Source organism: Streptosporangium sp. OZ121 (assembly GCF_051918885.1).
In the GTDB taxonomy this organism is placed as follows: Bacteria; Actinomycetota; Actinomycetes; order Streptosporangiales; family Streptosporangiaceae; genus Streptosporangium.
On sequence record NZ_JBPXMC010000018.1, the window covers coordinates 122,757 to 146,593 of the forward strand.

Genomic DNA, 23,837 nt, shown 5'->3' on the forward strand with positions numbered 1-23,837 from the left:
TCAGCTGCTCCTGTTGATCAGGTAGGAGAAGACGCTCTCCAGGTCTTCGTCGGCGGGGGAGACCTGCAGGATCCGGATGTCCGCGTCCTTGGCGACCCTGGGCAGCAGCCGGGTGAAGCGCCGGAAGTCGACGGCGTGCACCTCCAGGCCCGCCTCGGTCAGCGAGACCGAACCCGAGGAGGCGTCGGCGATCAGCGCGGACGCCAGGCGGCGGTCGTCGCTGGAGCGGACCCTGAACAGGTGCGGGCGGTCGGTCATCCGGCGGCGGATCTCGCGGAAGTCCCCGGAGGCGGCATGGCGTCCGGCCACCAGCACCTCGATGTGCTGGGCGACCCGCTCCACCTCCTCCAGGATGTGCGAGCTGAACAGGATGGTCTTGCCCGCGGTGCCCATGGCGCGGACCAGGTCCATCAGGTGCAGGCGCTGGCGCGGGTCCATGCCGTTGAACGGCTCGTCGAGCAGCAGGACCTGCGGGTCGTGGACGAGGGCCGCGGCCACCTTGACGCGCTGGCGCATGCCCTTGGAGTACGTCTCGATCCTGCGGTCCTTGGCGCTCTCCATCTCCACCAGGGCGAGCGCCTTGCGCGCGGCGTCGTCGGGGTTGGGCAGGCGGTGCAGCCTCGCGCTGGACAGCACGAACTGCCAGCCCGTGAGGAAGCCGTAGACGGCCTCGCGCTCGGGGACCAGGCCGATGGAGCGGTAGATCTCGTGGTTGCGCCAGATGCGGTCGCCGTCGAGGGTGACGGTGCCGCCCGAGGGGGCGAGGAACCCGGCCATCATGTGCAGCAGCGTGGACTTTCCCGCGCCGTTCGGGCCGAGCAGCCCGGTGACGCCGGGGCCGACGGTCATGGTGATGTCGTTGACGGCGACCACGTTGCCGTACCAGCGGGACACCTGGGCCAGTTCGATCTTCATCGGGAGGCCGCCTTACGGTAGCGCGCGATCAGGGCCGTGACGGACAGGGCGATCAGCGCGATCATGATCACTCCCGCGACCAGGGATCCGCCGTCCGGCGGGTAGATGACGCCCGCGGTGGGCGTCGCCCCGAAGATCCCGACGTGCACGGCGGCGTCCACCAGGAAGAACGGGTTGATCAGCCACGCCCACGCGGCGGCGGTGTCGTCGCCCATCGACTCCAGCGTCGCGAACAGCACGGTCGAGGTGGCGGAGGCGAGCAGGTAGAAGGCGATGACCGCGGCCACGCCCAGGCCGCGCCTGGGGGTGAACGAGGCGATGGCCACGCCGAGGCAGGCCAGCAGCAACGCGTAGCAGACCGCGCCGGCCATGGAGGTGAGGTATTCGGCGGTGTGCGTGTCGCCGGGCAGGTCGATGACCACCTCACCGATGTAGAGCACGGTGAGGGGCGCCGCCAGCAGCAGGAACACGGCGGTCGTCATCGCCGCGAGCTTCGCCCCGACGTAGTCCCAGATCGTCACCGGGCGCGACAGGTAGAGCGGCAGCACCCGGAAGCGCAGGTCGGGCGCGACGGCGTACGGCGACTGCGAGGCCAGGAAGATCGCGAGCACGGCCTGCATGACGACGGCGTACTCGGTGTAGCGCATCCCCTCCTGCTGGGCCAGCGCCATGATCGCGATGGAGACGACCGCGGGCAGGAGCATGACGCCCAGGAGCACGAACGGGATGATCTTCGAGCGGGCGGTGCGGCCGAGCCCGAAGATCCCGCGCAGGCTGTGCACGGTCAGCGCGGCGGTGGCGTGGCCGCGGCCGAGCCGCGGCCCCTCGTAGTGGCGGTATCCGATGTCGTGGATGACACCCGTGGGTTCAGACATTGACCGGCTCCCTGAAGACGTCCTCGATGCGCTGGCGGCCCTGCTCCACGCGCACGAGGCAGAGGTCGAGCTCGCAGACGGCGTCGCGGAGCGCGTCGAAGGTCTCCGGCGCGCGGACGTGGACGAGCAGCAGCCTGCCGTGCGGGGTGACGGTCTCGCCCAGCTCGGTCAGCCGGGCCGCCAGCGCGTCCTGCCCCTCCTCGACCTCGACGGTCACGGTCTGGGTGATCTGGGTGAACTCCCCGATGGACGAGGAGCGCAGCAGCTTGCCGCCGTCGATCACGATGACGTGGTCGCAGACCCGCTCCAGCTCGCCCAGCAGGTGGGAGGTGACCAGCACGCTGATGCCGAACTCGGAGCCGATCCTGCGGATCAGCGCGAGCATCTCGTCGCGGCCCCGCGGGTCGAGGCCGTTGGTGGGCTCGTCCAGCAGGACCAGGCGCGGGTCGTGCACCAGGGCCTGGGCCAGCTTGACGCGCTGCTTCATGCCGGTGGAGTAGCCGCCCATCGCCCGGTAGCGCTCCTCGTACAGCCCGACGTGGCGCAGGACGTCGGCGGCGCGCTCGCGGGCCGCGGTGCGCGGCAGGCCCGACATCTGGGCCATGTGCACGGTGAACTCGGTGGCGGACAGGTCGGGCGGCAGGCAGTCGTGCTCCGGCATGTAACCCACGACCCGGCGGATCTCCGCCCCCCTGCTCGTCGCGTCCATGCCCAGTACCTGGGCGCTTCCCGCGCTGGGTTCGAGCAGGCCGAGCAGGATCTTGATCAGCGTGGATTTGCCCGCGCCGTTGGCGCCGACCAGGCCGGTCACACCGGGGCCGACGGTGACGGTGAGCTGGTCGAGCGCCGTCACCCGGGGGAAACGTCTGGTTAGTCCCTCGGTGGCGAGGATAGTCATGCTCGGACACTATCCGTCGCCGCAGGTGCGCACCTCCGTCACACGAAGGAGGCTCGCATCGTCCGAAAGGGCAATTCTCGGCCGCTAACTCCCACCCGGGCGCGCCGGCAACCTCATCCCGAACCGGGACCAGTAGGCCTTCTGGATGAGAAGCGTCACCACGCCGGAGATGACCATGCCCGCGACGTTCACCCCGAGCTGGATGGCCGAGGCGGCCATGTCGCCCCAGCGGGCCAGCGCGGCGGCGACCGCGAAGTATCCGGCGGCGGGGACCGTGGTGACCGAGATGAAGACGCCGACCAAAGCCGAGGACTTGCCCGCGGTGACCGAGAGCACCCCGGCGGCCCCGGCCAGCAGCGCGACGATGAACGACCACCTGTCGTACTTGACGATGAACTCGATCTCCTCGTGCCCGGTCGCCAGGGTGCCCACGCCGATCCAGCCGAGCCCCCGCGTGACCAGCGCGCAGACGAAGGTGATCACGACGGCGGCGGTGAAACCCAGGACCAGGGTCCTGGCCGCGCGGCCGATGAGGTCCCTGTCGGTACGGAGCAGGCCGAAGCAGACGGCCGCGATCGCGCCGAACTCCGGTCCCAGCACCATCGCGCCGACGATGAGGATCGGCGAGTTGACGATCACGCCGATCGCCGCGAGCAGCGTGGCGATCGTGAGGAACACGAGGAAGGCCCAGGTGAGCCGGGTGTCCTCGTCGACCCGCTGGGCGAACTCCGCCCAGACCACCGCGTCGTCGCTGTCGCCTGGCGCCTCCTCCTTGGCGCGCTCGGCCACCTCCGAGATCGACAGGTCGACCTCCTCGGCCGCGATCGAGCCCTCCGCGTGCAGGCCGAGCTCCTGGAGCCGCTCGATCACCTCGTTGGCGGCCTCGCGGGCGATGTCGAACTGGGCGAGGTCACCGGCGGGGGAGCGCGCGGCACCGGGGAACACCACGATGTTGACGACGCCGACGCACTCGTCGAGCACCTCCAGCACCTTGTCCGACAGCTCCGGCGGACTGATCACGCGTAGATGCAGCACGGGCCAACCCTAGGACCTGTGCCCCGGTTCGGGGATCCGCCCCCGGGGGGAACCGGGGCTGAGGAACGAACCTGCGGACAGCCGTCGGCGGTGACAATGATCATGGTTGGGTGGAGGGGCCGGACGGGTCCGCCGCCCAGCGGCCCAGGGAGTGACGAGCTTCCCGTGCCCGCGGGCCGGCCCGGGCCGGTTGGCCGATGTGGGGTCCGGGGCACGCGCGATCGAGATCGCGGCGGAACCGCCCGGGACCTTCAGCGGAAGGAACGGCGGTAGGCGGCCGGGGTGGTGCGCAGGGCGGTGTGGAAACGGCGGCGAAGGTTGACCGCCGAGGAGAGGCCGACGCGGGTGGCGATGGTCTCGACGGGCAGGTCGGTCTCCTCCAGCAGGGCGCGGGTGGCGGCCAGCCGGCGTTCCAGCAGCCAGCGGGCGGGTGGGACGCCGAGCTGGTCGGAGAACTGGCGGGTGAGGGTGCGGGGGGAGACGCCCGAGTAGGCGGCCATGTCCCCGACGGTGATCTGGTCGGGCAGGCGCGAGAGGAGCCATTCGAGCAGGGGGGCCAGGGAGTCCGGCATGGGGCCGGTGGTGGGGAGGGGAGGGTACTGGCGCTGGCAGCCTTCGCGGTGCGGACCGGCGGCGAGCTGGCGGCCGATGCGCATGGCGTGGGCCGCGCCGTACTCCTGGAGGACCTGGTGAAGGCAGAGGTCGAGGGTGGCGGCCGAGGCTCCGGCGGTGGCGACGTCGCCGTGATCGACGTAGATGACGGTGTCGTCGGGGATGACGCGGGGGTGGCGGGCGGCGAGTTCGCCGGAGAGTTCCCAGTGGACGGAGGCGCGGCGGCCGTCCAGGAGGCCCAGGGCGGCGGGGATGAAGATTCCCGCGCAGACGGCGACGATGCGGGCGCCCCGGGCATGGGCTCGGGACACCGCGTGGAGCACGGCGGGCGAGGGGGTGACGGTCCAGCTCGCGATGACCACGGTGTCGGCGTCGTCGAGGGCTTCGAGGCCGCTGTCCACCTGGATGGGGACGCCGAGGGTGGTGGGGAGGGAGCCGGGGTGTTCGGCGCACTGGCTGAAGCTGTAGTACCGGGGGATGTCGGGACCGTGGTAGCCGAAGACGGCTGAGGCGGAGGTGACCGGGTAGAGCTCCTGGTTCGGGGCGACCAGGGCGACCACGCGATGCGGGCTGAGGGGCGCCGGGGGCGTTTCCGGGCAATCCAGGGGCATGGCGCAAATGTACCTAATGATGTCATTTGGGACACCAGTGCTCTGATCTGGAAAAATCCAGAATTGGGGCTCATGTGGACGAGGAACTTCACCCTCTACTTCGGGGCCCGCACGATCTCGCTGCTCGGCGACGCGATGATGCCCGTCGCCTCGGCGCTGGCGATCGGGAAAGTCCATGGGATCGCGGGCGTCGGCTACGTGCTCGCGCTCTGGACCGCGTCGGCTGTGCTGGTCATGTTGTTCGGCGGGGTCGTCGCCGACCGGATCGGCGCCCGGCGCCTGATGATCGGCGCGGACGTGGTCAGGGTCGTCACCCAGGGGGTCGTGGCCGTCGCCTTCCTGGATGGCGCTCCGCCGTACGTCCTGTTGCTGGTGATGGCGTTCTTGTCGGGCATGGCCGCCGGGATGTTCGAACCGGGCGTCAACGGCATGGTCTCCCTGGTCGCCAAAGATCCGCAGCGGGCCAACGCGACGCTGAAGATCGCCGAGGCGGTCACCCATCTGGCGGGTCCCGCCCTGGCCGGAGTCCTCGTCGTCGTCGCAGGGCCGGTCTTCGTCTACACGGTGGACGCCGCGACGTTCCTGGTCAGCGGGGTGTGCCTGCTGCTGGTCCGGGTCACCGTCCCCAGGCCGGAGCCCTCCGACGTGCTGAGCGACCTGCGCAGGGGCTGGGAGGAGTTCAAGGCCAGGAGCTGGATGTGGTCGGTCATCCTGGTCTGGGTGTTCTGGGGCGTTCTGGTGGTCGGGCCGTACGTGCCGCTGTCGTCGCAGGTCATCGGGGCCGACTACGGCTGGGTGATGGCGGCGCTCGGCCTCGGCACCGTGCTGGGCGGGCTGGTGGCGATCAGGCTCAGGCCGCGCAGGCCGCTGGTGGCCGGGGCGGTGGCGCTGAGCGGGTACGTGGCGGTGCCGCTGACGGTCGCGCTCGGGCTGCCGTTGCCGCCGCTGATGGCCGGGCACCTGCTCGGGGGGTGCGCGTTGGCGTTCTGGTCGGTGATGTGGTCGACCAGCGTGCAGACGCAGGTCGCGCCGGACGTGGTGAACCGGGTCAACGCCTACCAGGTGGCCGGGTCGGTCGCGGGCATGGCGGTCGGGCAGGCGCTGGCCGGTCCGGTCACCGCGCTGGTCGAACCGCGCGCCTTCCTGCTGGGATCGGCCCTGGTGACGGTCGGCGTGGTGGCGGCGCTGCTGTTGATCAAACCGGTCAGGCGGCTGGGCCGGGAACCTCAGGAGGCCGGAACCCGGCCGATCTCGGTCTCGGCCGGCTTGCCGACGTAGCCGGTCGTCGTCCGCGGCCGGACGCAGGCGGCGAACGACGGCACCCGCGGGCAGATCCGGTTCTCCCGCACACCCGGCACCGGCGTTTGGCAATGGACGTGGACGCCGATCCAAGTCGTTGATCGAGATCCGGCGGAACCCGATCGCTTCCGGATCCTTCACACCGGTTGAGAGAGCACGGAGGTCCGGCTGCGGCCCTCGCTGTCCCAGGCGGGCGTGGTTCCCCTGACGACATGCCTCAGGGGACCTTGGCGGCCGGACCCTCAGGGGACCTTGACGGCGGGGTCGGCGCTCAGGCGCCGGAGCAGGCCGGCCGTCCGGGAGGCCTGCTCGGCGTCCTGTCCGGTCCGGTGGCCCGACTCGATGGCGCCCGCGAGAGCCGCCAGCTCGTGCGGCGGCAGGAAGGCGCGCGCCGCGCGCAGCCGCAGCAGGACTTTGCGGCCGCCCCGCTCCTGGGCGTACAGGTAGAGGTACGGGAGCCTGCGGCCGGTGAGGTCACGGGCCCTTGAGCACTCGGGGAAGGAGTCCAGCCAGACGTGGGCCCGCGCGAGGTCCACCCTGCGCGTCGTGAACGCGCCGCGGACCTCCACGACGCTTCCCTCCATCTCCGCCCGGAAGTGGAAGATGCCGAGGAGAACGACGAGGAAGACCATCATGACCACGACGAAGGGCACCATCAGGATCTGAGATTCGAGAGAGGAGCCTCCGGCGGACAGCTGAACGGCCCGTTCGAGCTTCGAGATCACGAACAGCGGGATGCCGACGAAAGGGACGGTCAGGAGGATGGCGCCGATCTTCATGCCGGTGCTCGCGCCAACGCTCAGCTTCAGCGGCCCATGGGATGGGATGCTCACGCATTAGACACTAACCCCCTTGACTAGCGGGTCTTTGGCGCTATTTCGGCATATATGACTGCACGTAGAGAGAAGTTTTACCTCCGGCGGGTGTTGGTTTCGCGGCGGCCGGAACGGCGCCTTCCCCTCGGCGCCGTCCGGTGGGAAAGGACGTCTCGTCGAGGCGGCGATCGAGGCGCGGGTGCTCAGGCGAGCGAGTCGATCCAGCGTTCCAGGCGGCGGCCCTCCCCGGCCATGAGCTCGGGGTCCCTGAAGGTGTTGGTGAGGAGCGCGATGCCCTGGTAGGCGGCGACCAGGGCGACCGCGAGCTCGCGGGAGTCGGATCGGCCCATCTCCCGGAACTGCAGCTCGGCATAGTCGATCAGCAGTCGCATGACCTCGGCCGCGGCGCGGTCGAGGCCGTCGGTGCGCTTGTCGAGCTCCGAGCACAGGCTCCCGGTGGGACAGCCGTACCGCGCGGTGAGCTCGCGTTGGTCGATCCAGCCGCGCAGGAGCGCCTTCAGGCGGTCGCGGGGGCCGGTGCGCAGGTCGAGCGAGTCGGTCATCGCCCGGAAGCCGAGCGCGTGCGCCTCGATCGCCGCCTCGACGAGCTGGTCCTTGGTCTTGAAGTAGTAGTAGACGTTGCCCAGGGGGACCTCGGCCACGCGGGCGATGTCGGCCAGCGTCGTCTTCTCGACACCCTGCTCGTGCAGGACCCGGGACGCGGCGGCGACGAGCCGCTCCCGCTTGCCCGGCTTCGCGGTAACTGAGTCAGTCATCTCACTAACGAGTGTAGACAACCGGGGTGGCTGCTGGCTATGGTCCTTTTAGTCAGTCAACTAACTTACTTGCGACGGGCGGGACTTTCATGATCGTGGTCACGGGATCGACCGGGAACGTCGGACGGGTGCTCGTACGGGCGCTCGCCGAGGCCGGGGAGCGGGTGACGGCGGTTTCGCGACGGCCTTCCGACATGCCGGAGGGCGTGACGCACCACCGGGCCGACCTGGCCGACCCGCAAAGCCTCCGGCCCGCGCTCGACGGGGCCGACGCGCTGTTCCTCCTCGTCGCCGGTGCCGGAGAGCACCTGAACCCGCGAGGCATCCTCGACGTCGCGAGGGCGGCCGGGGTCCGGCGGGTCGTCCTGCAGTCCTCCCAGGCCGCCGGGACGCGACCGGAGTCCGGCTCCCACGCTCCCCTCCGGGCGTTGGAGGACGCCGTCCGGCGGTCGGGCCTGGAGTGGACCGTCCTGCGGCCGGGAGGCTTCGACTCCAACGCGTTCGCGTGGGCGGAGACGATCCGCTCGCGGCGGACCGCCGCCGCGCCGTTCGGCGACGTCGGGCTGCCGGTCGTCGACCCGGCCGACATCGCCGAGGTCGCGGCCGTGGTCCTGCGCAAGGGGGAGCACGCCGGTCACACGTACGAACTCACCGGCCCGGCGCCGATCACCCCGCGCCTGCGGGCCCGGGCGATCGGGGACGCGCTGGGCACGCCGGTGCGGTTCGTCGAGCAGAGCCGCGAGGAGGCCCGGGAGCAGATGCTGCGGTTCATGCCCGAGCCGGTCGTGGACGGCACCCTCGCCATCCTGGGAGAGCCGTCGGCCGCCGAGCGGCGGGTGAGCCCCGACGTGGAACGGATCCTCGGCCGCGCCCCCCGCGCCTTCGCCGAGTGGGCGCGACGCAACGTCGGCGCCTTCAGGTGACCCGCCCGCGGCGCCGGCGAAGGCGCATCCGCGCTCCTCGGCCGGAGGTGCCGGGTTCCCGATATGCCGCTGCTCCGGCAGCCCCGTCGTCACCGTCCGCTACCGCGGACTCGCGAAGCACGCGGTCAGGGCGGGGTTTCGCGGGTCCGGACGACGCGGCCACCGGCCACCGGCGTGATCCGTGACCAAAATCGGCGATCTGGTCGCCGGTTTTTGAATCGGCCGTCACTTGGCGTAACCAATGCCGTAGCGTTTGGAAAACAACAACCGCCTCGGGGGAGTGACGCCCGGAAGGGGCGAGCGATGCCACCCAGACCCCGCAGCCTCAAGCGGCAGATGGACGTTCTCACGACCCAGATGCGCGAGCACGGGGCCACGTGGAGCCAGATCGCCGCGGACTACCAGCTCCGTTTCAAGCTCAATCCGCTGCGCGGCTTCCGCGAGGCACACCGATACACGCAGTCCGAGGTGGTCCGACTATGGAACCTGCGCTGGCCAGACGACGTGCTCAGCGAACGCCGGCTCGGGGCGTGGGAGGCCTGGCCTTCGGCGACAGGCAACGAGCCTCCCATCTCCGGACTGGAACGCCTGGCCCGCATCTACCGGTGCCGGGCCGGGGACCTGGTCCATGGGGAGGACCACAGCCGTGAAGACGACCGCATCGGCAGGCACCCGGCGGCCAAGGACCGACCCGTTCCCCGGCCCGTACTCACCGTTACCGATATCGCCTCATTTCTGGACGGGTTGCCGACACAGCCGCCCGGCCACGAGGCCGATCGGGTTCTCACGGTCGCGGCCCTGCGGGAGCAGGAGTTCGGCTATCTGGTCGCCGCTCTCACCCAGTGGGCGGACGGGATGAAACGCCGCGACCTACTGGCCGTGGTCGCCTCCGCGGCCGCCGCGGCGCACGCCTCCCCCCTTCTCGCCCACCTGGACCGCGACGCCCTCGAACGCCTGGCGTCGGCCTCCCAGGCGCCCTCCCGGGTCGACGGCGAGGTGGTCGGGCATGTGGAGACGATCCTTCGTCACGCCATCAGGCAGGAGGACATCCTGGGTCCCCAGGCCGTGCTGGAGACGGCTCTGGCGCAGCACGGGCTGGTCCGCCGGCTCCTGGCGGGCGCCGCCGACGAGGACCTGCGCCGGCGACTGATGTCGCTGCTCGCCGACGTGTCCCGTTTCATCGGGTGGCTGCTGTTCAACTCCGGTGACTTCGCCGGAGCCGAGCACTACTACGGCCAGGCCCGGCGTGCCGCTCATGAAGCCGACGACGACCTCATGTCCAGTTACGTGCTCGCCCAGTGGAGTCACCTGGCCACCTGGTCCGGCGACCCGCGTCTCGGGGTCGAGCACGCTCTCGGGGCACTCGCCTGGGCGCAGCGAGCCGGCAGTCCCATACTGATCGCCTACGCCAACGACGTCGGCGCCCGCGCCTATGCGGGAATCGCGCGTCGTGAGAACGGCAAGAACCGGGCCAGGGACCACGCGCGGTGCCGTACCGCGCTGTCGGCCGCCCGCTCGGGGCTGGACGACTCCACGAAGGACGACCCCGGCCGGAGACTGACGTACTTCTTCGGTCCGGCCATGCTCACGCTGACCCGCGCCCTGTGCCACCTCGACATGCGTGAACCCGACAACGCGATCGCCTGCGCGCGCGAGGCGATGACCTCGATAGGGACGGCCTTCTCCCGCAACCTGGCGTTCGGCCACCTGTATCTCAGCCGCGCGTTCGCCCAGAAACGTGAGATCGGCCAGGCCTGCACGGAGCTGGCCCTGGCCGCCGAGCTCACCAGCCGCAACCGGTCCCCGCGACTGGTCGCGGCCACCGCCGACGCCCGCCAGGCCCTGTCACCCTGGAACCGCACCGACGCCGTGGTGCGCCTGGACGAGCGGCTGCGCTCCTATGGTCTGCCCGCGGGCAGGTCTTCCAGGACGTAGATGTCGTAGACGTCGTTGACGGACGACGCCGGGGCGTCCACGCTCCCGACCTGCCGCCAGCCCCATGATCGGTAGAGCCGCTGGTTGCCCTTCAACCGCGGCTCCACGGCCAGCACCGCCCGCTGCGCCCCGCACCCCGCCAGCACCTCCTCGGTCAGCCGTCTGGCGATGCCGCGCCCGCGGTGGCCGGGCAGTACGCCCAGATCCACCAGGTGCCAGGTGCGGGAACCGGACTCGTCGGTGAACCCGGCCGGGAGCGGATCACGTACGCCGTGCCACCAGCGGCCCCCCTCCCGCAGAAAGGCCCCGTAGGCGAAGCCGACCAGCAGCCCGTCCTGCCGGGCGACCGACAGCCGGAACCCCCGCCGTCCGAGGAGGTCGGCGTAGGAGGCGCGCTGGTGCTCGAACTCGGCGGCCCCCTCGCTGTTGGGCGGGGCACCGAACGCCTCCCGGTACGCCGCGCCGACCTCCTCGGTGAGGGTCCCGGCCTCCTCCGGGCCCAAAACCTCCACGATCACCGGACCGCTCGCCGTCTCGCCCACGGCACCCGCCCTTCTCACCCGCTCCCGTCTCGAAAACTATCCGCGGGGCCTTGCCCGAAACAGCCGGGAAGGCCGCTGCCGCGACGGCCGCGATCGGAGCGCCGCGGTCATCCGGCCTGCCGGGAGCGCTCCAGGTAGAGGACCAGGTCGCACATCCGGTCCGCGGGCCAGGGGAGGCTCCGGCCGATCTCCTCGTTTCCCGGCCGCTCGACGAGCGCGATACGCCGAGCCTCGGGGCCGTCGTTTTTCGGATCTACAGGTCGATGTGGTCCACCCGGACCGCACGATCCCCGGGGATGACGATCGGGTCCGCCACCTCGACCACGCGTCCACGGGAGCGCATCAGGCGGGTGATCGAGAAAACGGGCACCCCGGAGCCGATCCCGAGGCGTTCGGACTCGTCCGGGGTGGGCATGCGGACCGCCGTCTCCTCCGTGATCTCATCGACCTCGATGCCGAGCGTGCGCAACTGGCCGATGGTGCCACCGGGCCACGGCTCGTTCCTCGGGTCCGCGACCGGTGTGCCCTCCACATCGGAGGCGAGCAGGCACGGCCGGGACATCTGCGAGGGGACGCCCTTGGCGTAGAAGACGAACCGGCGTTCCAGCACCCGGGCGCCGGGCTCGACACCGAACAGACCGGCCAGGCGCTCGTCGGCCTCGATCCACCGGAACGCCTTGTCCAGCCGGTACTCCGCCCAGGTGATCCCGGCATCCGTGGTGAAGGAGGTCTGCGGTGTCTCCTGAGGGCCGGTGTCGGCCCGGTAGCGGTCCATGGAAAGGCGCCTGGTGACCGGCCGCTCGCGGACCCAGGTCCCGCCGCGTCCCTTGGTGCCGACCAGCCCTGAGGTCTTGAGGCCGTCGATCGCCTGCCTGATCACGATGTCGGAGACGCCGTACCGGGCGGCGAGGTCGGCGTGCCGGGGGAGCTTGGTACCTGGCGGGTAGTCGCCACGGAGGATCGCGTCCCGCAGCTCGGCGGTGACGTGCTCGTAGGCGTGGCCGGTCATGCGCTTTTCCCCCCGTGTCATGCTGGCCAGTGTCGTATACGACAAGTAACCGGCGTACTCGCCTTGAGGGAACAACGGCGCTTCCGCCAGAAGGAGGCCAACGGCCGGGATTACCCTGGAGGCAGGCCGACTTCGGATTGAGGTGTTCTGGATCATGGCGGCGGAACCAGCCCTCGGCGACAACCTGGCGCGCATCCGAGTGAGCAAGGGGCTCACGCAAGAAGACCTGGAAGAGCGCTCGGGTGTCAGTGTGTCCACCATCCGGAAGCTCGAACAGAGCGATCGCAAGAGTGCCCGCGTCTCGACGCTGCGCAAGCTGGCCCAGGCGCTGAACGTGCGGACCTCCGACCTGTTCCAGCCCTCTCCCGAACCTGTGTCGCCACTGGACGAGACCGTGCACGCCGATCTCTTCGCGCTGCGCCGGACCCTCAAGCCGGTGCGCGGGCTGACCGGAGTCCAGCTGCCCGACCTTGACGGCCAGGTCACGTACGAGTCGGTGCGGGCCTCGTTCCTGGCGGCGAATCGGCTCTACAGGGAGGACGACTACCGTGCGGTCGTGCAGACGATTCCCTCGCTGCTCCTGGAGGCCCGCTCGCTGCTGGCCGACGCGCATGGTGGAGACGAGGAGCGCGCCGCGCTGACGCTTCTCTCACAGACCTTCCAGTTCTCCGCGCAGGCACTGATTCAGCTTCAGCAGTACGACCTCGCCTACCAGGCGATCTCCGAGGGGATCGCGGCGGCCGAGCGAGCCGATGATCCGCTGCTGGGCGCGTGGAACGTCTTCAACGAGTGCTGGCTGTTCCTTCGTGAGGGCCGCCTGGACGACTCCCGCCGGGCCGCCATGACGACCGCCGAGGCCATCGAGCCGCGATTCTCGACCGGTACTCCGGCGCAGTTCGCCACCTGGGGATGGCTGTTGCTGTGGGGGTCGGCGGCGGCCGTACGGAACAACGAGGGCGGCGATGCCGACGAGATGCTGGCCCTCGCCAGAGCCGGGGCTCATCGCATCGAGGGACGGGAGTTGGAGGCTCCTTCGCTGTGGGCGGCTCGGGGTTCGGCGACCTTCGCGGGTTTCTCCCCGGAACTGATCCAGATCAAGGCCGTCGAGTACGCCGTGGTCCAGGGGAGGAGCGCCAGAGCCCTGGAGATCCACGAGGGAGTGCGGCCGTCGGGCAGGCTGGCGAGCAGCACCCGGCATCGCCACATGCTCGACGTGGCGAGCGCTCACGCCTCCGAGAGCAACGCGGCCGAATCGTGGGCGATCCTCCATGACCTCAGGACGCGGGTGCCGCACTGGCTCAGGTACCAGTCGTTCGCCCGGCGCGTGGTCGATCAGCTCATCGAGGACCGCTCGCGGGCGCTGCGGGCCGAGTACGCGGAGATCGCGAGTTTCCTGGGAGTCGAGTCCTGACCGAACTGCCACCTCGCGTGGCAGGTTCCATGATCGTGATCTTCAACTGCCACATCACGTATCTGGAGCCGGCCATAACTCTCCGTGATGCTTGCGGGCATGGTCGCCATCTCTTCGGAAGCGGTGAGATCCGATACTCTCCGCGACTCCTGCACCGCTGCGGAGAAACTGCGAATCGAGCTCGCGGCTCTGGGCGTTCACGCCGATGTCCACCACGGGTTCGGCGTCGCCATGGTGTCGGTCTGGCGTGAGCTTCTCGTCTGGACGGACGGCACGGTCTACCGGTGGTGGACCGGCCATCTGTCGTGGAAGACGGGACGGCGGCTCTACACGGCGTATGGCGTGGACGATCCGGTTACGGCGGCACGCCGCGTCGTCCATCGCCGCGAAGAGCTCCAGCGGGCATATCCGCTGTCCGAGGTGATTCCGGAGCGGGTGCCGTGATCGGGCTGGACGAAACGTGCCTGAGCCCTCACCTGGGTCTGGCGCAGCGTGATCACACGCGGCTCGATTGGCGCACGTCGTACGGCATGCCGGAACGGGTGCGGCCGGTGGCGTGGACGTGCGCGTGCCGGGCCACGGTGTACGAGCTGTGCGAGGGCGGCGGGCAGGGTTTCGTCCGGCGCACCACGCAACTCGACGGCGATCACCGGGTGGACGAGAGCCATCGTTGGTCGATCACCGAGACTCGGGCGATCTGGACGGCCCTGCTGTCCGGGAGAGCCCGATAGGCCGGTGTGGCGGCGCGGGATCTGGAGGGACCCGCGCCGCCACGCCTCGAATCCGGGGAATCGGTTGGTGATCGGGGAGTGTAAGGGACCGGCAGGCCCCTCACCTGGGGGGCGGAGCCCCACGGAACACAGCGTGGAGCGTCCGGCGCCGAAAGCGTCAAATCGGGCTGAGTCGGACGTGTTTGGTGGAGTGGTTGGCGCCCTTGTGGAGGACCGGGTCGATCCGGCTCCTGGGGGCGACGTTCTCGACGAGAACACGCTCGACGTGCAGGTCAAAGTTTGGCAGCGAACACCGTGAACGATGTGGAACACTCGCGCATCTAGCCTTTGCTTCGCAACGAAAGGTGGGGCGTAGCACACCAGCACGCCTGGTGTCAGACTGAGGCCGTGAAGGAGCGGGAGAGTCCGGACTTGTCAGAGCTTTCGGTTGTCGTTGACTGGAGCACAGCGGATGGCGTGCCGATCGAGCATGTCAACCAGTTCATCGGGCAGCCTGGTCCGCCAACGCTGAGCAGGATGCCCGATGGTGTCTTCCTGCTGCTCGGCAGCATCCCCCCGCCGGTCATTCCCAATGATCCCGAGGGGCAGCGTCGGGCCATTGAGGGATTGAAAAATGGGCTGAAGGTCACTGTTCATGGACGTTTTCACCTAAGTCGTGAGCGTCTCGAAGAGCTCATCGATGTTCTGCAGCAGACTGCCGCCAATTACGACACTCTGGTAGAGCAAGGCCGCGCCATATCCGGCCAGGATGAGAAGGAGTGAACTCGATGACATCCCTCATGCTCTCCCCCTTTTCGTCCGCTGGTACCGCTGATGAGTTCCGTTATCAGATTCTCCCGCCCCCTCCCGGTGGCACACGCTCTCGACGTCGTCGGCCGACCGTTTCCGCGACGTCACAAGAGGTGTGTGTCGTGGTTCAAGGGCCGTGGTCCAAGGTCGTCAGCAACGCTCAAGTGGCTGGGCGCGAACTGACGTTGGAGGAAGAGTTTGATCTCGTAGCCGATGACACCTTTACCTGGGCCGAAGAGAATCTGCCGGTAGCGGCAGAGACCTGGATGGACGAGTAGTCACAGTGCCCCATCCTTCGGACCCGCCCAAACGGGGTGAGATCTACTGGGTCGATCACAATCCCGCACGAGGATCTGAGCAGGCTGGGATGCGGCCAGGTGTCATCATCTCGCGTGACTCTTTACAACAGTCGGATGCGTGTTGTCGTGGTTGCCGCCATGACCAGTCAAGTCAAGCCGTCGCTTACGAAGGTGGCGGTGACACTCCCTAGGGATCAGCCTTTGAAGAAGGAGGGACAGATTCTCTCCTTCCAGATCATGACCATCGACCAAGCTCGTCTCGGTGGATACATGGGTTGTCTTGACAAGAACCAGATTGAGGATCTTAAAGAGTCCCTGCGTTTCGTTTGGGACCTGTAGGTCCTGGCTTCGCCTCCAACCAGATGACGAATGTCGGGGCGGGTACGATCTTTGGGGATCGGCCATCGGCCGGGGAGTGTGAGGGGCCGGTAGGTCCTTCACCCGGGGTGTGGGGCGGAGCCCCACGGGATACAGCGCGGAGCGCCGAAGAGGGTCAGATGCGGCGGAGGCGGACGCGCTGGATGGAGTGGTTGGCGCCCTTGTGCAGCACCAGGTCGGCCCGGCCTCTGGTGGGGGCGATGTTCTCGACGAGGTTGCGCTCGTTGATGTCGCGCCAGACATTCTTGGCGAAGTCGGTCGCCTCCTCCTCCGACAGGTCGGCGAGATACCTGAAGTAGGACTTCGGATCCTCGAAGGCCGTGCGCCGGAGCTTGTGGAAGCGGTCCACGTACCAGTCGCGGATGTGCTCGACCTTGGCGTCCACGTAGATGGAGAAGTCGAAGTAGTCGTTGATCGCGAGGGCGGTGGGCGGGGCGGGCTGGAGGACGTTGAGGCCCTCGACGATGAGGATGTCGGGACGGCGTACGGTCTGGGTCGCGCCGGGCACGATGTCGTATTCCAGGTGGCTGTAGACCGGGGCCGTCACCTCCGGCAGGCCCGCCTTGACGTCGGCGACGAACCTGACCAGGGCCCGCCGGTCGTAGCTCTCGGGGAAGCCCTTCCTGTGCATGATGTCCCTGGCGGTGAGGGTCTCGTTCGGGAACAGGAAGCTGTCGGTGGTGATCAGGTCCACCCGGGGGTGCTCGGGCCAGCGGGCCAGCAGGGTGTGCAGCAGCCTGGCCGTGGTCGACTTGCCGACCGCGACGCTTCCGGCGATGCCCAGCACGTACGGGGCCGGCCGCCGCCCGCCGCCGAGGAAGGTGTTGAGCGCCGCGCTGCGCTGCCTCACCCCGGTGAAGTGGAGGTTGAGCAGCCGGGTGAGCGGCAGGTAGATGTCGGTGACCTCGGCCAGGTCGATCGGATCGTCGACGCCGCGCAGCTCCTCCAGTTCGTCCACGGTGAGCGTGAGGGGGGTGTTCTTCCGGAGTTCGCTCCACTGTGCCCGGCTCAGCTGCACGTACGGTGTCGCGGTGTCCAAACCGTTGGCCATGCTCAGAGAGCCTACTGATCCGCCGGGAACGGGCTCCTGCCGGGTGTTGATCCGCCGGGAGTGGGTTCCCGCCGGGTGTTGATCCGCCGGGAGTGGGTTCCCGCCGGGTGTTGATCCGCCGGGAGTGGGTTCCCGCCGGGTGTTGATCCGCCGGGAGTGGGTTCCCGCCGGGTGTTGATCCGCCGGGAGTGGGTTCCCGCCGGGTGTTGATCCGCCGGGAGTGGGTTCCCGCCGGGTGTTGATCCGCCGGGAGTGGGTTCCTGCCGGGTGTTGATCCGCCGGGAGTGGGTTCCCGCCGGGTACCGGTCGGGATTCTTGGGCTGTCCGGGGGGTTCTCGATAGACGCGGCGGCCGATCTCTCAGGGAGGGGGTATGACAATGTGCGGAATAGTGGGATATACGGGACAGCGGTCGGCGGTCGAGGTCGCGGTCGAGGGTCTGGGCCGGCTGGAGTACCGGGGGTACGACTCGGCGGGGATCGCCCTGGTCGGGGCGGACGGCCTCGCCGTGGAGAAGCGGGCGGGGAAGCTGGCAAACCTCCGCTCGGCCCTGGTCTCGCGGCCCGTGCCGCCGGCCGGCGCGACGACGGGGATCGGGCACACCCGGTGGGCCACCCACGGAGCCCCGACCGACCGCAACGCCCACCCGCACACCGACTGCGACGGGCGGATCGCGGTCATCCACAACGGGATCATCGAGAACTTCGCCGCGCTCAGGACCGAGCTGGAGGGCACGGGGCACCGGATCATCTCCGAGACCGACACGGAGGTGGTGGCGCACCTGCTGGAGGAGTTCGCCGCCGGGGGGCTCATGGAGGCGATGCGCCGGGTCTGCCTGCGGCTGGAGGGGGCGTTCACCCTGCTCGCGGTCTCGGCCGACGAGCCCGACGTGGTGGTGGGGGCGCGGCGCAACTCGCCGCTGGTGATCGGCAGGGGCGACGGGGAGAACTTCCTCGGCTCGGACGTGGCGGCGTTCATCGCGTACACGCGCGAGGCGGTGGAGCTGGGCCAGGACCAGGTGGTCGAGCTGCGTCCCTCGAAGATCACGGTCATCGACTTCCAGGGACTGCCGGCGGTGACGCGTGACTACCACGTCGACTGGGACGCCTCCGCCGCGGAGAAGGACGGCTACGACCACTTCATGCTCAAGGAGATCGCCGAGCAGCCCCGGGCCGTCGCCGACACGCTGCTCGGCAGGATCGGCGAGGACGGGCGGCTGGTACTGGACGAGATGCGGCTGTCCGACCAGGAGCTGCGCGACATCAACAAGATCATTCTGGTCGCCTGCGGGACCTCGTACCACGCCGGCCTCATCGCCAAGTACGCCATCGAGCACTGGGCCCAGCTGCCCTGCGAGGTCGAGGTGGCGAGCGAGTTCCGCTACCGCGACCCGATCCTCGACCGTGACACGCTGGTGATCGTGATCAGCCAGTCGGGCGAGACCATGGACACCCTCATGGCGGTACGGCACGCGCGCGGGCAGCGGTCCCGGGTGCTGGCGGTCTGCAACGTGAACGGTTCCACGATCTCCCGCGAGTCCGACGCCGTCCTCTACACGCACGCGGGCCCCGAGGTCGCGGTGGCCTCCACCAAGGCGTTCCTCACCCAGCTGGTGGCGTGCTATCTGGTGGCGCTGTATCTCGCCCAGGTCAGGGGGGTGAAGTTCGGCGACGAGATCACCCAGATCGTCGAGCGGCTGGCGCAGACGCCGTCCAAGGTGAGCGAGGTCCTCGCGACCGTCGAGCCGGTCCGCGCGCTGGCCAGGTCGCTGGCCGGCGAGCGGTGCGTGCTCTTCCTGGGGCGGCACGTGGGCTTTCCCGTCGCGCTCGAAGGGGCGCTGAAGCTCAAGGAGCTGGCGTACATGCACGCCGAGGGCTTCGCGGCGGGGGAGCTGAAACACGGCCCGATCGCGCTGATCGACAAGGGGCTCCCGGTGGTCGTCGTCGTCCCCTCGCCGTCCGGCCAGCGGGTGATCCACGACAAGATCGTGTCCAACATCCAGGAGATCCGGGCCAGGGGCGCGAGGACCCTCGTCATCGCCGAGGAGGGGGACGTCGCGGTCGCGCGGTACGCCGACACGCTGATCCACATCCCGGCCGTGCCGACCCTGCTCCAGCCGCTGGTCGCCACGGTGCCGCTCCAGGTCTTCGCCTGCGAGCTGGCCACGGCCAAGGGGCACGACGTCGACCAGCCCCGCAACCTCGCCAAGTCGGTCACGGTGGAGTAAGCCGGGGCCGGGGGTTCTCCACAGCCTGTGGACAAAGCCTATGGATTATCCACGGCCGGAAGTGGGTATAGGAGCTGCCCGCCTTCTTGTCAGATTAATTGTCGATATATGCCATATAGCGGTTTACTGGGACGGATTAACGTGGCGTGAATCCACCGGACCCAAGGGAGCCGCAAGATGGATCGTCGTCGTTTCCTCGCCCGAGGCGGTGCGCTGGCCGCGCTGGGGGTGGCCGGGCCGTTCGCCGGCGTCGCGCGGGCGGGAGCGAACGGGGAGATCCTCCCGGGCGCCGGGTACGGGCCGCTGAAGCCGGTCAAGGACGAGCGCGACGGCGTGGTACGGCTCCACCTGCCCGGCGGCTTCCACTACAGGTCCTTCAACGCCGCCGGCGACAAGTTCAGCGACGGGTCCGTCGTCCCCTCCCGGCACGACGGCATGGCCGCGTTCCGGGGACCGGCCGGCAGCGCGATCCTCGTCCGCAACCACGAGGTCAACGGCCCGGTCGGCGCGTTCGGCGACCCGGCCAAGGCCTACGACCCGGCGGCGGGCGGCGGCACCTCGACCCTCCGGGTCACCCGCTACGGCAAGGTGCTCAAGTCCGCCCCCAGTCTGACCGGCACCCAGATGAACTGCTCCGGCGGCCCGATGCCCTGGGGCGCCTGGGTGACCTGCGAGGAGACCGTGAACGGGCCGGACGTGGGCAACGACTTCACCGGCCAGGACAACGGCAAGCTCACGCAGAAGCACGGCTACATCTTCGAGGTCCCGCTCGACGGCAAGGCCGGAGGGCCGATCAGGAACGCCGGGCGGTTCGCCCACGAGTCGGCCGCGTTCGACGGGTTCACCGGCGCGATCTACCTCACCGAGGACAACTTCGGCTTCGCCTCCGGCTTCTACCGCTACCTGCCCCCGAAGAACCCGCTGGAGGCCCGCCGCATCCTCGACGGCGGCAGGCTCCAGATGCTGGCCGTGCGGGGCGCCCCGGGCAAGGACCTCTCGCTCGGCCAGCCCAGGGGAGCCTCGTACGCGACCACCTGGGTGGACATCGACGACCCCGACCCCGCCTTCATCGGAATCCCCGCCAACGACGTCGCCGTCCAGGCCGTCGGCAACCAGGGCAGGGCCAAGGGCGCGGCGATCTTCTCCCGGCTGGAGGGGGCGATCAACCACCACGGCACGATCTACTTCGTCTCCACCCAGGGCGGCGCGACCGCGTCCGGCGACACCCCGCCCAGCGGCTTCGGCAAGGGACGCGGCCAGGTGTGGGCGTACGAGACGTGGAGCGGGCGGCTCAGGCTCGTCTACGAGTCGCCGGGCGCGGTCACCCTCGACCTGCCCGACAACGTCACCGCCAGCCCCCGGGGCACCCTGGTCCTCTGCGAGGACGGCTCGGGCGACAACTACCTGCGCGGGCTCACCCGCCGGGGCGAGATCTTCGACTTCTCCCGGCTGGTCCCCGTCGACGGCGACTCCGGCGCGGAGTTCGCCGGCTCGACGTTCGGCCCCGGCGGCCACACCCTCTACGTCAACGTCCAGTCGTCCAAGGGGATGAGCTTCGCCATCTGGGGCCCCTGGCAGCGCGGCGGCTTCTGACCCGCGGGACCGCGGGCCGGTGACGTGACGCCACTAGCCTGGGAGGATGATCGTTGGTATCGGCGTCGACGTCGTGGACACGGCCAGGTTCGAGGTGACGCTGGCGCGGACGCCCGCGCTGCGGGATCGCCTGTTCACCGAGGGGGAGAGCACGCTGGGCGCGGCCTCCCTGGCCGCCAGGTTCGCGGCCAAGGAGGCCGTCGCCAAGGCCCTGGGAGCGCCTCCCGGGCTGCGGCACCTGGACGCCGAGGTGATCGCCGGGGAGCACGGGCGGCCCGAACTGCGGGTGACCGGGCGGGCGGCGGAGGTCGCCGGGGCGCTGGGCGTGGCCCGGTGGCACATCTCCCTGAGCCATGACGGGGGCGTCGCCATCGCCTACGTGATCGCCGAGGGATAGATTCGGTGGAATGCGAATCGCGTACACCTCCGACCAGATCAGGGCGGCCGAGGCGGCGCTGATGGCGACGCTGCCCGAGGGCGCCCTGATGGAGCGGGCCGCCACCGGGCTCGCGGTGGTCTGCGCCAGGACGCTCGGCGGCGTGTACGGCTCCCGCGTCGTGCTGCTCGTCGGCGGCGGCGACAACGGCGGCGACGCCCTGTTCGCCGGGGCCCGCCTGGCGGCCAGGGGGGCCAGGGTCGACGCGCTCCTCGCCGGGACGCGCGTCCACGCGGCGGGCCTGGAGGCCCTGCGCCGCGCGGGCGGCCGAGTGACGGGCCTGAACTCCGATCACGGCCCCGCGGAGGACCCGGCCTCGGGAGGCTCGGCTCGGAAAACCTCGGAGGACCCGGCGGGAGCGCGCGTCCGCGACCTGCTCGGCGCGGCGGACCTGATCGTGGACGGGATGCTCGGGATCGGCGGGGCCGGGGCGCTCAGGGAGCCGTACGCGACCCTGGCCGGGCTCGCGAACGACGCGCCCGGCGAGGTCCTCGCGGTGGACGTGCCGAGCGGCGTGGACGCGAGCAGCGGCCGGGTGGAGGGCCCCGCGGTCCGCGCGGACGCCACCGTCACGTTCGGGGCGTGGAAGGTCGGGCTGCTCGTCGATCCCGGCTCCGGGCACGCGGGCCGGACGGAACTCGTCGACATCGGCCTCGGCCTCCATCTGCCCGACCCCGACGCGGCCGTGCCGACGGACGCCGACGTGGCCGCGCTGCTGCCCAGGCCCGGCGCGTCGTCCGACAAGTACCGCAGGGGCGTCGTCGGGATCGCGGCCGGCAGCGAGCGCTACACCGGCGCCGCGGTGCTGGCCGTGGGCGGGGCGCTGCGGGCCGGGGTGGGCATGGTCCGCTACGCGGGGGTCGCGGAGCCGGTGGCCCAGGTGCGGGCCCGCTGGCCCGAGGCCGTGATCACCACGCTCGCGCCGGGCGAGGGGGTCGAGGAGGTGGGCCGCGTGCAGGCGTGGGTCCTCGGTCCCGGCCTCGGCACCGGCGACGAGGCGCGCGCCATCGCCCGCTCGGTGCTGTCCAGCGAGGTTCCCGTCCTCGTCGACGCCGACGCGCTGACCCTCGCGGCCCAGGACAGGTCCCTGCTCCGCCGGGGCGCGCCGGTGCTGATCACCCCGCACGCGGGCGAGCTCTCCCGCCTGATCGAGGTGCCGAGGGAGCGGATCGAGGCGCGGCGCCTGGAGAACGTGCGCAGGGCGGCGGCGGAGCTGGGCGTGACGGTGCTGCTCAAGGGCTCGACCACGCTGGTCGCCGAGGACGGGCGGCCGGTCAGGATCAACCCCACCGGCAGCCCCTGGCTCGCGACCGGCGGCACCGGCGACGTGCTGGCCGGCCTGGCGGGCGCGCTGCTGGCCGCCGGGCTGAGCGGGTACGACGCGGCCTCCTGCGCCGCCTACCTGCACGGGATCGCCGGCAGAGAAGGCCCTCTCACCGCCTGGGACGTCGCCGAGGCCCTGCCGCGGGCGGTGCGCTCCCTGCTCGACGGACCGGCCAACGGCCCCCGGCATGGCGGCTCACCTGCCAAACTGGGGTTATGAGTTTCCCGATGACTCCCGCCGAGGCACGGGTGGACCTCTCGGCGATCCGTGAGAACCTGGCGCTGCTCGCGAGCCACGCCCCCGGTGCCGAGATGATGGTCGCGGTCAAGGCCGACGCCTACGGGCACGGGCTGGTCCCCGTCGCGCACGCCTGCCTGGAGGCCGGGGCGGGACGGCTGGGCACCGCCTACGTCCGCGAGGCCCTGGAGCTGCGGGCCGCCGGGATCACCGCGCCGATCCTGGCGTGGATCATCCCGCCGGGCGAGCCGCTGGAGCAGGCCGTCGGGCACGACGTCGAGCTGTCGGCGGGCTCCGCCGCGACGGCCGACGCGATCGCCGGCGCCGCCGCCAGGGCCGGCAGGACGGCCAGGGTGCACCTGAAGGCCGACACCGGCATGTCGCGCGGCGGCGCGACGGCGGCGGACTGGTCCGCCCTGGTCGAGCGGGCGATGCGGCACCGGGCCGAGGGCACGATCGAGATCGTCGGGCTCTGGTCCCACTTCGCCTGCGCCGACATCCCGGGAGACCCGTCCATCGCGGCCCAGCTGGCCGCCTTCGAGGAGGCGCTGCTCATCGCGGAGAAGGCGGGCGCGGGGGGCTCCCACGTCGTCAGGCACATCGCCAACTCGGCGGCCATCCTGACGCTGCCGCAGGCGCGCTACGACCTGGTCCGCCCGGGCATCGCGACCTTCGGGCTGAGCCCGGTGCCCCGGCTCGGGGACTTCGGGCTGCGCCCGGCGATGACGCTCGCCGCACGGATCGCGCTGGTCAAGCGGGTCCCCGCCGGCTCGGGCGTCTCCTACGGGCATCTGTACATCACGGATCGGGAAACGACGCTTGGCCTCGTCCCGCTCGGGTATGCGGACGGGGTTCTGCGGCACGCCACCAACCTGGCGGAGGTGCTGGCCGGTGGCCGCAGGCGGCGGATCGCGGGCAGGGTCTGCATGGACCAGTTCATGATCGACGTAGGGGACGACCCGTTGGCGGAGGGTGACGAGGTGATCCTGTTCGGTGACGGTTCGCGAGGTGAGCCCACCGCTCAGGAGTGGGCGGATTCCCTCGGCACGATCACGCATGAGATCGTGACCAGGATCGGTTCGCGGGTCCCGCGCGTTTACCGGTGAAAGGCAGCTCA

General features: G+C 70.3%; 24 protein-coding genes and 1 pseudogene. 15 read left to right on the forward strand and 10 right to left on the reverse strand.

All coding sequences use genetic code 11. The features are described from left to right. The 5 genes from ACTOQ1_RS28015 to ACTOQ1_RS28035 all read right to left on the reverse strand — a co-directional run bounded on the left by ACTOQ1_RS28015 (nt 1) and on the right by ACTOQ1_RS28035 (nt 4,946). On the reverse strand, nt 1–915 hold the full coding sequence (locus ACTOQ1_RS28015; protein WP_362678441.1) for an ABC transporter ATP-binding protein: 915 nt from the start codon (nt 913–915) through the stop codon (nt 1–3). Beyond that, nucleotides 912–1,790, reverse strand: coding sequence for an ABC transporter permease (locus ACTOQ1_RS28020; RefSeq protein ID WP_440070969.1), 879 nt, complete (start codon nt 1,788–1,790; stop codon nt 912–914). The genes ACTOQ1_RS28015 and ACTOQ1_RS28020 overlap by 4 nt, the downstream gene beginning before the upstream one ends. Next, on the reverse strand, nt 1,783–2,688 hold the full coding sequence (locus tag ACTOQ1_RS28025) for an ABC transporter ATP-binding protein (RefSeq protein WP_440070970.1): 906 nt from the start codon (nt 2,686–2,688) through the stop codon (nt 1,783–1,785). Before ACTOQ1_RS28025 ends, ACTOQ1_RS28020 begins: the two co-directional genes overlap by 8 nt. An 84-nt stretch (nt 2,689–2,772) precedes the next feature. Beyond that, on the reverse strand, nt 2,773–3,723 hold the full coding sequence (locus ACTOQ1_RS28030) for a DUF389 domain-containing protein (RefSeq protein WP_440070971.1): 951 nt from the start codon (nt 3,721–3,723) through the stop codon (nt 2,773–2,775). Nucleotides 3,724–3,974: 251 nt separating this feature from the next. Then, a complete protein-coding gene (locus tag ACTOQ1_RS28035) occupies nt 3,975–4,946 on the reverse strand; it encodes a GlxA family transcriptional regulator (protein WP_440070972.1) in 972 nt (323 codons plus the stop codon). Between the two features lie 72 nt (nt 4,947–5,018). Between ACTOQ1_RS28035 and ACTOQ1_RS28040 the strand changes: the two genes are divergently transcribed. Continuing rightward, nucleotides 5,019–6,224, forward strand: coding sequence for an MFS transporter (locus tag ACTOQ1_RS28040; protein ID WP_440070973.1), 1,206 nt, complete (start codon nt 5,019–5,021; stop codon nt 6,222–6,224). Nucleotides 6,225–6,487: 263 nt separating this feature from the next. Here the strand turns inward: ACTOQ1_RS28040 and ACTOQ1_RS28045 are convergent, their stop codons facing one another. Both ACTOQ1_RS28045 and ACTOQ1_RS28050 read right to left on the reverse strand, forming a co-directional pair. Next, entirely contained in the window at nt 6,488–7,078 is a 591-nt protein-coding gene (locus ACTOQ1_RS28045; protein ID WP_440070974.1) for a hypothetical protein, read from the reverse strand. A 185-nt stretch (nt 7,079–7,263) separates the two neighbouring features. After that, the gene (locus ACTOQ1_RS28050) at nt 7,264–7,836 is read right to left on the reverse strand and encodes a TetR/AcrR family transcriptional regulator (RefSeq protein WP_440070975.1); all 573 of its coding nucleotides are present in this window, start codon (nt 7,834–7,836) and stop codon (nt 7,264–7,266) included. Between the two features lie 89 nt (nt 7,837–7,925). Between ACTOQ1_RS28050 and ACTOQ1_RS28055 the strand changes: the two genes are divergently transcribed. Together ACTOQ1_RS28055 and ACTOQ1_RS28060 are read left to right on the forward strand one after the other, a co-directional pair. Further along, nucleotides 7,926–8,759, forward strand: coding sequence for an NAD(P)H-binding protein (locus ACTOQ1_RS28055; RefSeq protein WP_440070976.1), 834 nt, complete (start codon nt 7,926–7,928; stop codon nt 8,757–8,759). A 303-nt stretch (nt 8,760–9,062) separates the two neighbouring features. Beyond that, complete coding sequence (locus tag ACTOQ1_RS28060; RefSeq protein ID WP_440070977.1) at nt 9,063–10,694, forward strand: hypothetical protein; 1,632 nt, start codon at nt 9,063–9,065, stop codon at nt 10,692–10,694. Here the strand turns inward: ACTOQ1_RS28060 and ACTOQ1_RS28065 are convergent. Continuing rightward, nucleotides 10,658–11,257: pseudogene (locus ACTOQ1_RS28065) on the reverse strand (GNAT family N-acetyltransferase); the annotation flags it as partial. The gene ACTOQ1_RS28060 and the pseudogene ACTOQ1_RS28065 overlap by 37 nt on opposite strands. 232 nt (nt 11,258–11,489) lie before the next feature. Continuing rightward, on the reverse strand, nt 11,490–12,266 hold the full coding sequence (locus ACTOQ1_RS28070; RefSeq protein WP_440070978.1) for a GntR family transcriptional regulator: 777 nt from the start codon (nt 12,264–12,266) through the stop codon (nt 11,490–11,492). Nucleotides 12,267–12,399: 133 nt separating this feature from the next. Here ACTOQ1_RS28070 and ACTOQ1_RS28075 point away from each other — a divergent pair, with 133 nt between their 5' ends. The 7 genes from ACTOQ1_RS28075 to ACTOQ1_RS28105 all read left to right on the forward strand — a co-directional run bounded on the left by ACTOQ1_RS28075 (nt 12,400) and on the right by ACTOQ1_RS28105 (nt 15,814). Then, on the forward strand, nt 12,400–13,656 hold the full coding sequence (locus ACTOQ1_RS28075; RefSeq protein WP_440070979.1) for a helix-turn-helix domain-containing protein: 1,257 nt from the start codon (nt 12,400–12,402) through the stop codon (nt 13,654–13,656). Nucleotides 13,657–13,743: 87 nt separating this feature from the next. Continuing rightward, complete coding sequence (locus ACTOQ1_RS28080) at nt 13,744–14,100, forward strand: hypothetical protein (RefSeq protein WP_440070980.1); 357 nt, start codon at nt 13,744–13,746, stop codon at nt 14,098–14,100. After that, nucleotides 14,097–14,387, forward strand: a complete 291-nt coding sequence (locus tag ACTOQ1_RS28085; protein WP_440070981.1) for a hypothetical protein — start codon at nt 14,097–14,099, stop codon at nt 14,385–14,387. Before ACTOQ1_RS28080 ends, ACTOQ1_RS28085 begins: the two co-directional genes overlap by 4 nt. 387 nt (nt 14,388–14,774) lie before the next feature. After that, nucleotides 14,775–15,149 carry a hypothetical protein gene (locus tag ACTOQ1_RS28090; protein WP_440070982.1) on the forward strand — a complete coding sequence of 125 codons (375 nt, stop codon included), beginning with the start codon at nt 14,775–14,777 and terminating at the stop codon, nt 15,147–15,149. A gap of 5 nt (nt 15,150–15,154) precedes the next feature. Continuing rightward, the gene (locus tag ACTOQ1_RS28095) at nt 15,155–15,454 is read left to right on the forward strand and encodes a hypothetical protein (RefSeq protein ID WP_440070983.1); all 300 of its coding nucleotides are present in this window, start codon (nt 15,155–15,157) and stop codon (nt 15,452–15,454) included. A 5-nt stretch (nt 15,455–15,459) separates the two neighbouring features. After that, complete coding sequence (locus ACTOQ1_RS28100) at nt 15,460–15,666, forward strand: type II toxin-antitoxin system PemK/MazF family toxin (protein WP_440070984.1); 207 nt, start codon at nt 15,460–15,462, stop codon at nt 15,664–15,666. Further along, entirely contained in the window at nt 15,569–15,814 is a 246-nt protein-coding gene (locus ACTOQ1_RS28105; RefSeq protein ID WP_440070985.1) for a type II toxin-antitoxin system PemK/MazF family toxin, read from the forward strand. The genes ACTOQ1_RS28100 and ACTOQ1_RS28105 overlap by 98 nt, the downstream gene beginning before the upstream one ends. A gap of 154 nt (nt 15,815–15,968) precedes the next feature. Here ACTOQ1_RS28105 and coaA read toward each other — a convergent pair whose 3' ends face one another. Next, nucleotides 15,969–16,904 (reverse strand): type I pantothenate kinase, encoded by a 936-nt coding sequence (coaA, locus tag ACTOQ1_RS28110; protein WP_440070986.1) that lies wholly within the window; start codon nt 16,902–16,904, stop codon nt 15,969–15,971. 372 nt (nt 16,905–17,276) lie between these two features. Here coaA and glmS point away from each other — a divergent pair, with 372 nt between their 5' ends. The 5 genes from glmS (at nt 17,277) to alr (ending at nt 23,826) form a co-directional block, all read left to right on the forward strand. Further along, entirely contained in the window at nt 17,277–19,130 is a 1,854-nt protein-coding gene (gene glmS, locus ACTOQ1_RS28115) for a glutamine--fructose-6-phosphate transaminase (isomerizing) (RefSeq protein ID WP_440070987.1), read from the forward strand. A 177-nt stretch (nt 19,131–19,307) separates the two neighbouring features. Further along, the gene (locus tag ACTOQ1_RS28120; protein ID WP_440070988.1) at nt 19,308–20,723 is read left to right on the forward strand and encodes a PhoX family protein; all 1,416 of its coding nucleotides are present in this window, start codon (nt 19,308–19,310) and stop codon (nt 20,721–20,723) included. A gap of 46 nt (nt 20,724–20,769) precedes the next feature. Continuing rightward, nucleotides 20,770–21,120 (forward strand): holo-ACP synthase, encoded by a 351-nt coding sequence (locus ACTOQ1_RS28125; RefSeq protein ID WP_440070989.1) that lies wholly within the window; start codon nt 20,770–20,772, stop codon nt 21,118–21,120. A 10-nt stretch (nt 21,121–21,130) separates the two neighbouring features. Beyond that, complete coding sequence (locus tag ACTOQ1_RS28130; protein ID WP_440070990.1) at nt 21,131–22,702, forward strand: NAD(P)H-hydrate dehydratase; 1,572 nt, start codon at nt 21,131–21,133, stop codon at nt 22,700–22,702. Next, entirely contained in the window at nt 22,699–23,826 is a 1,128-nt protein-coding gene (alr, locus tag ACTOQ1_RS28135; protein WP_440070991.1) for an alanine racemase, read from the forward strand. Before ACTOQ1_RS28130 ends, alr begins: the two co-directional genes overlap by 4 nt. The last annotated feature ends 11 nt before the right edge of the window (nt 23,827–23,837 follow it).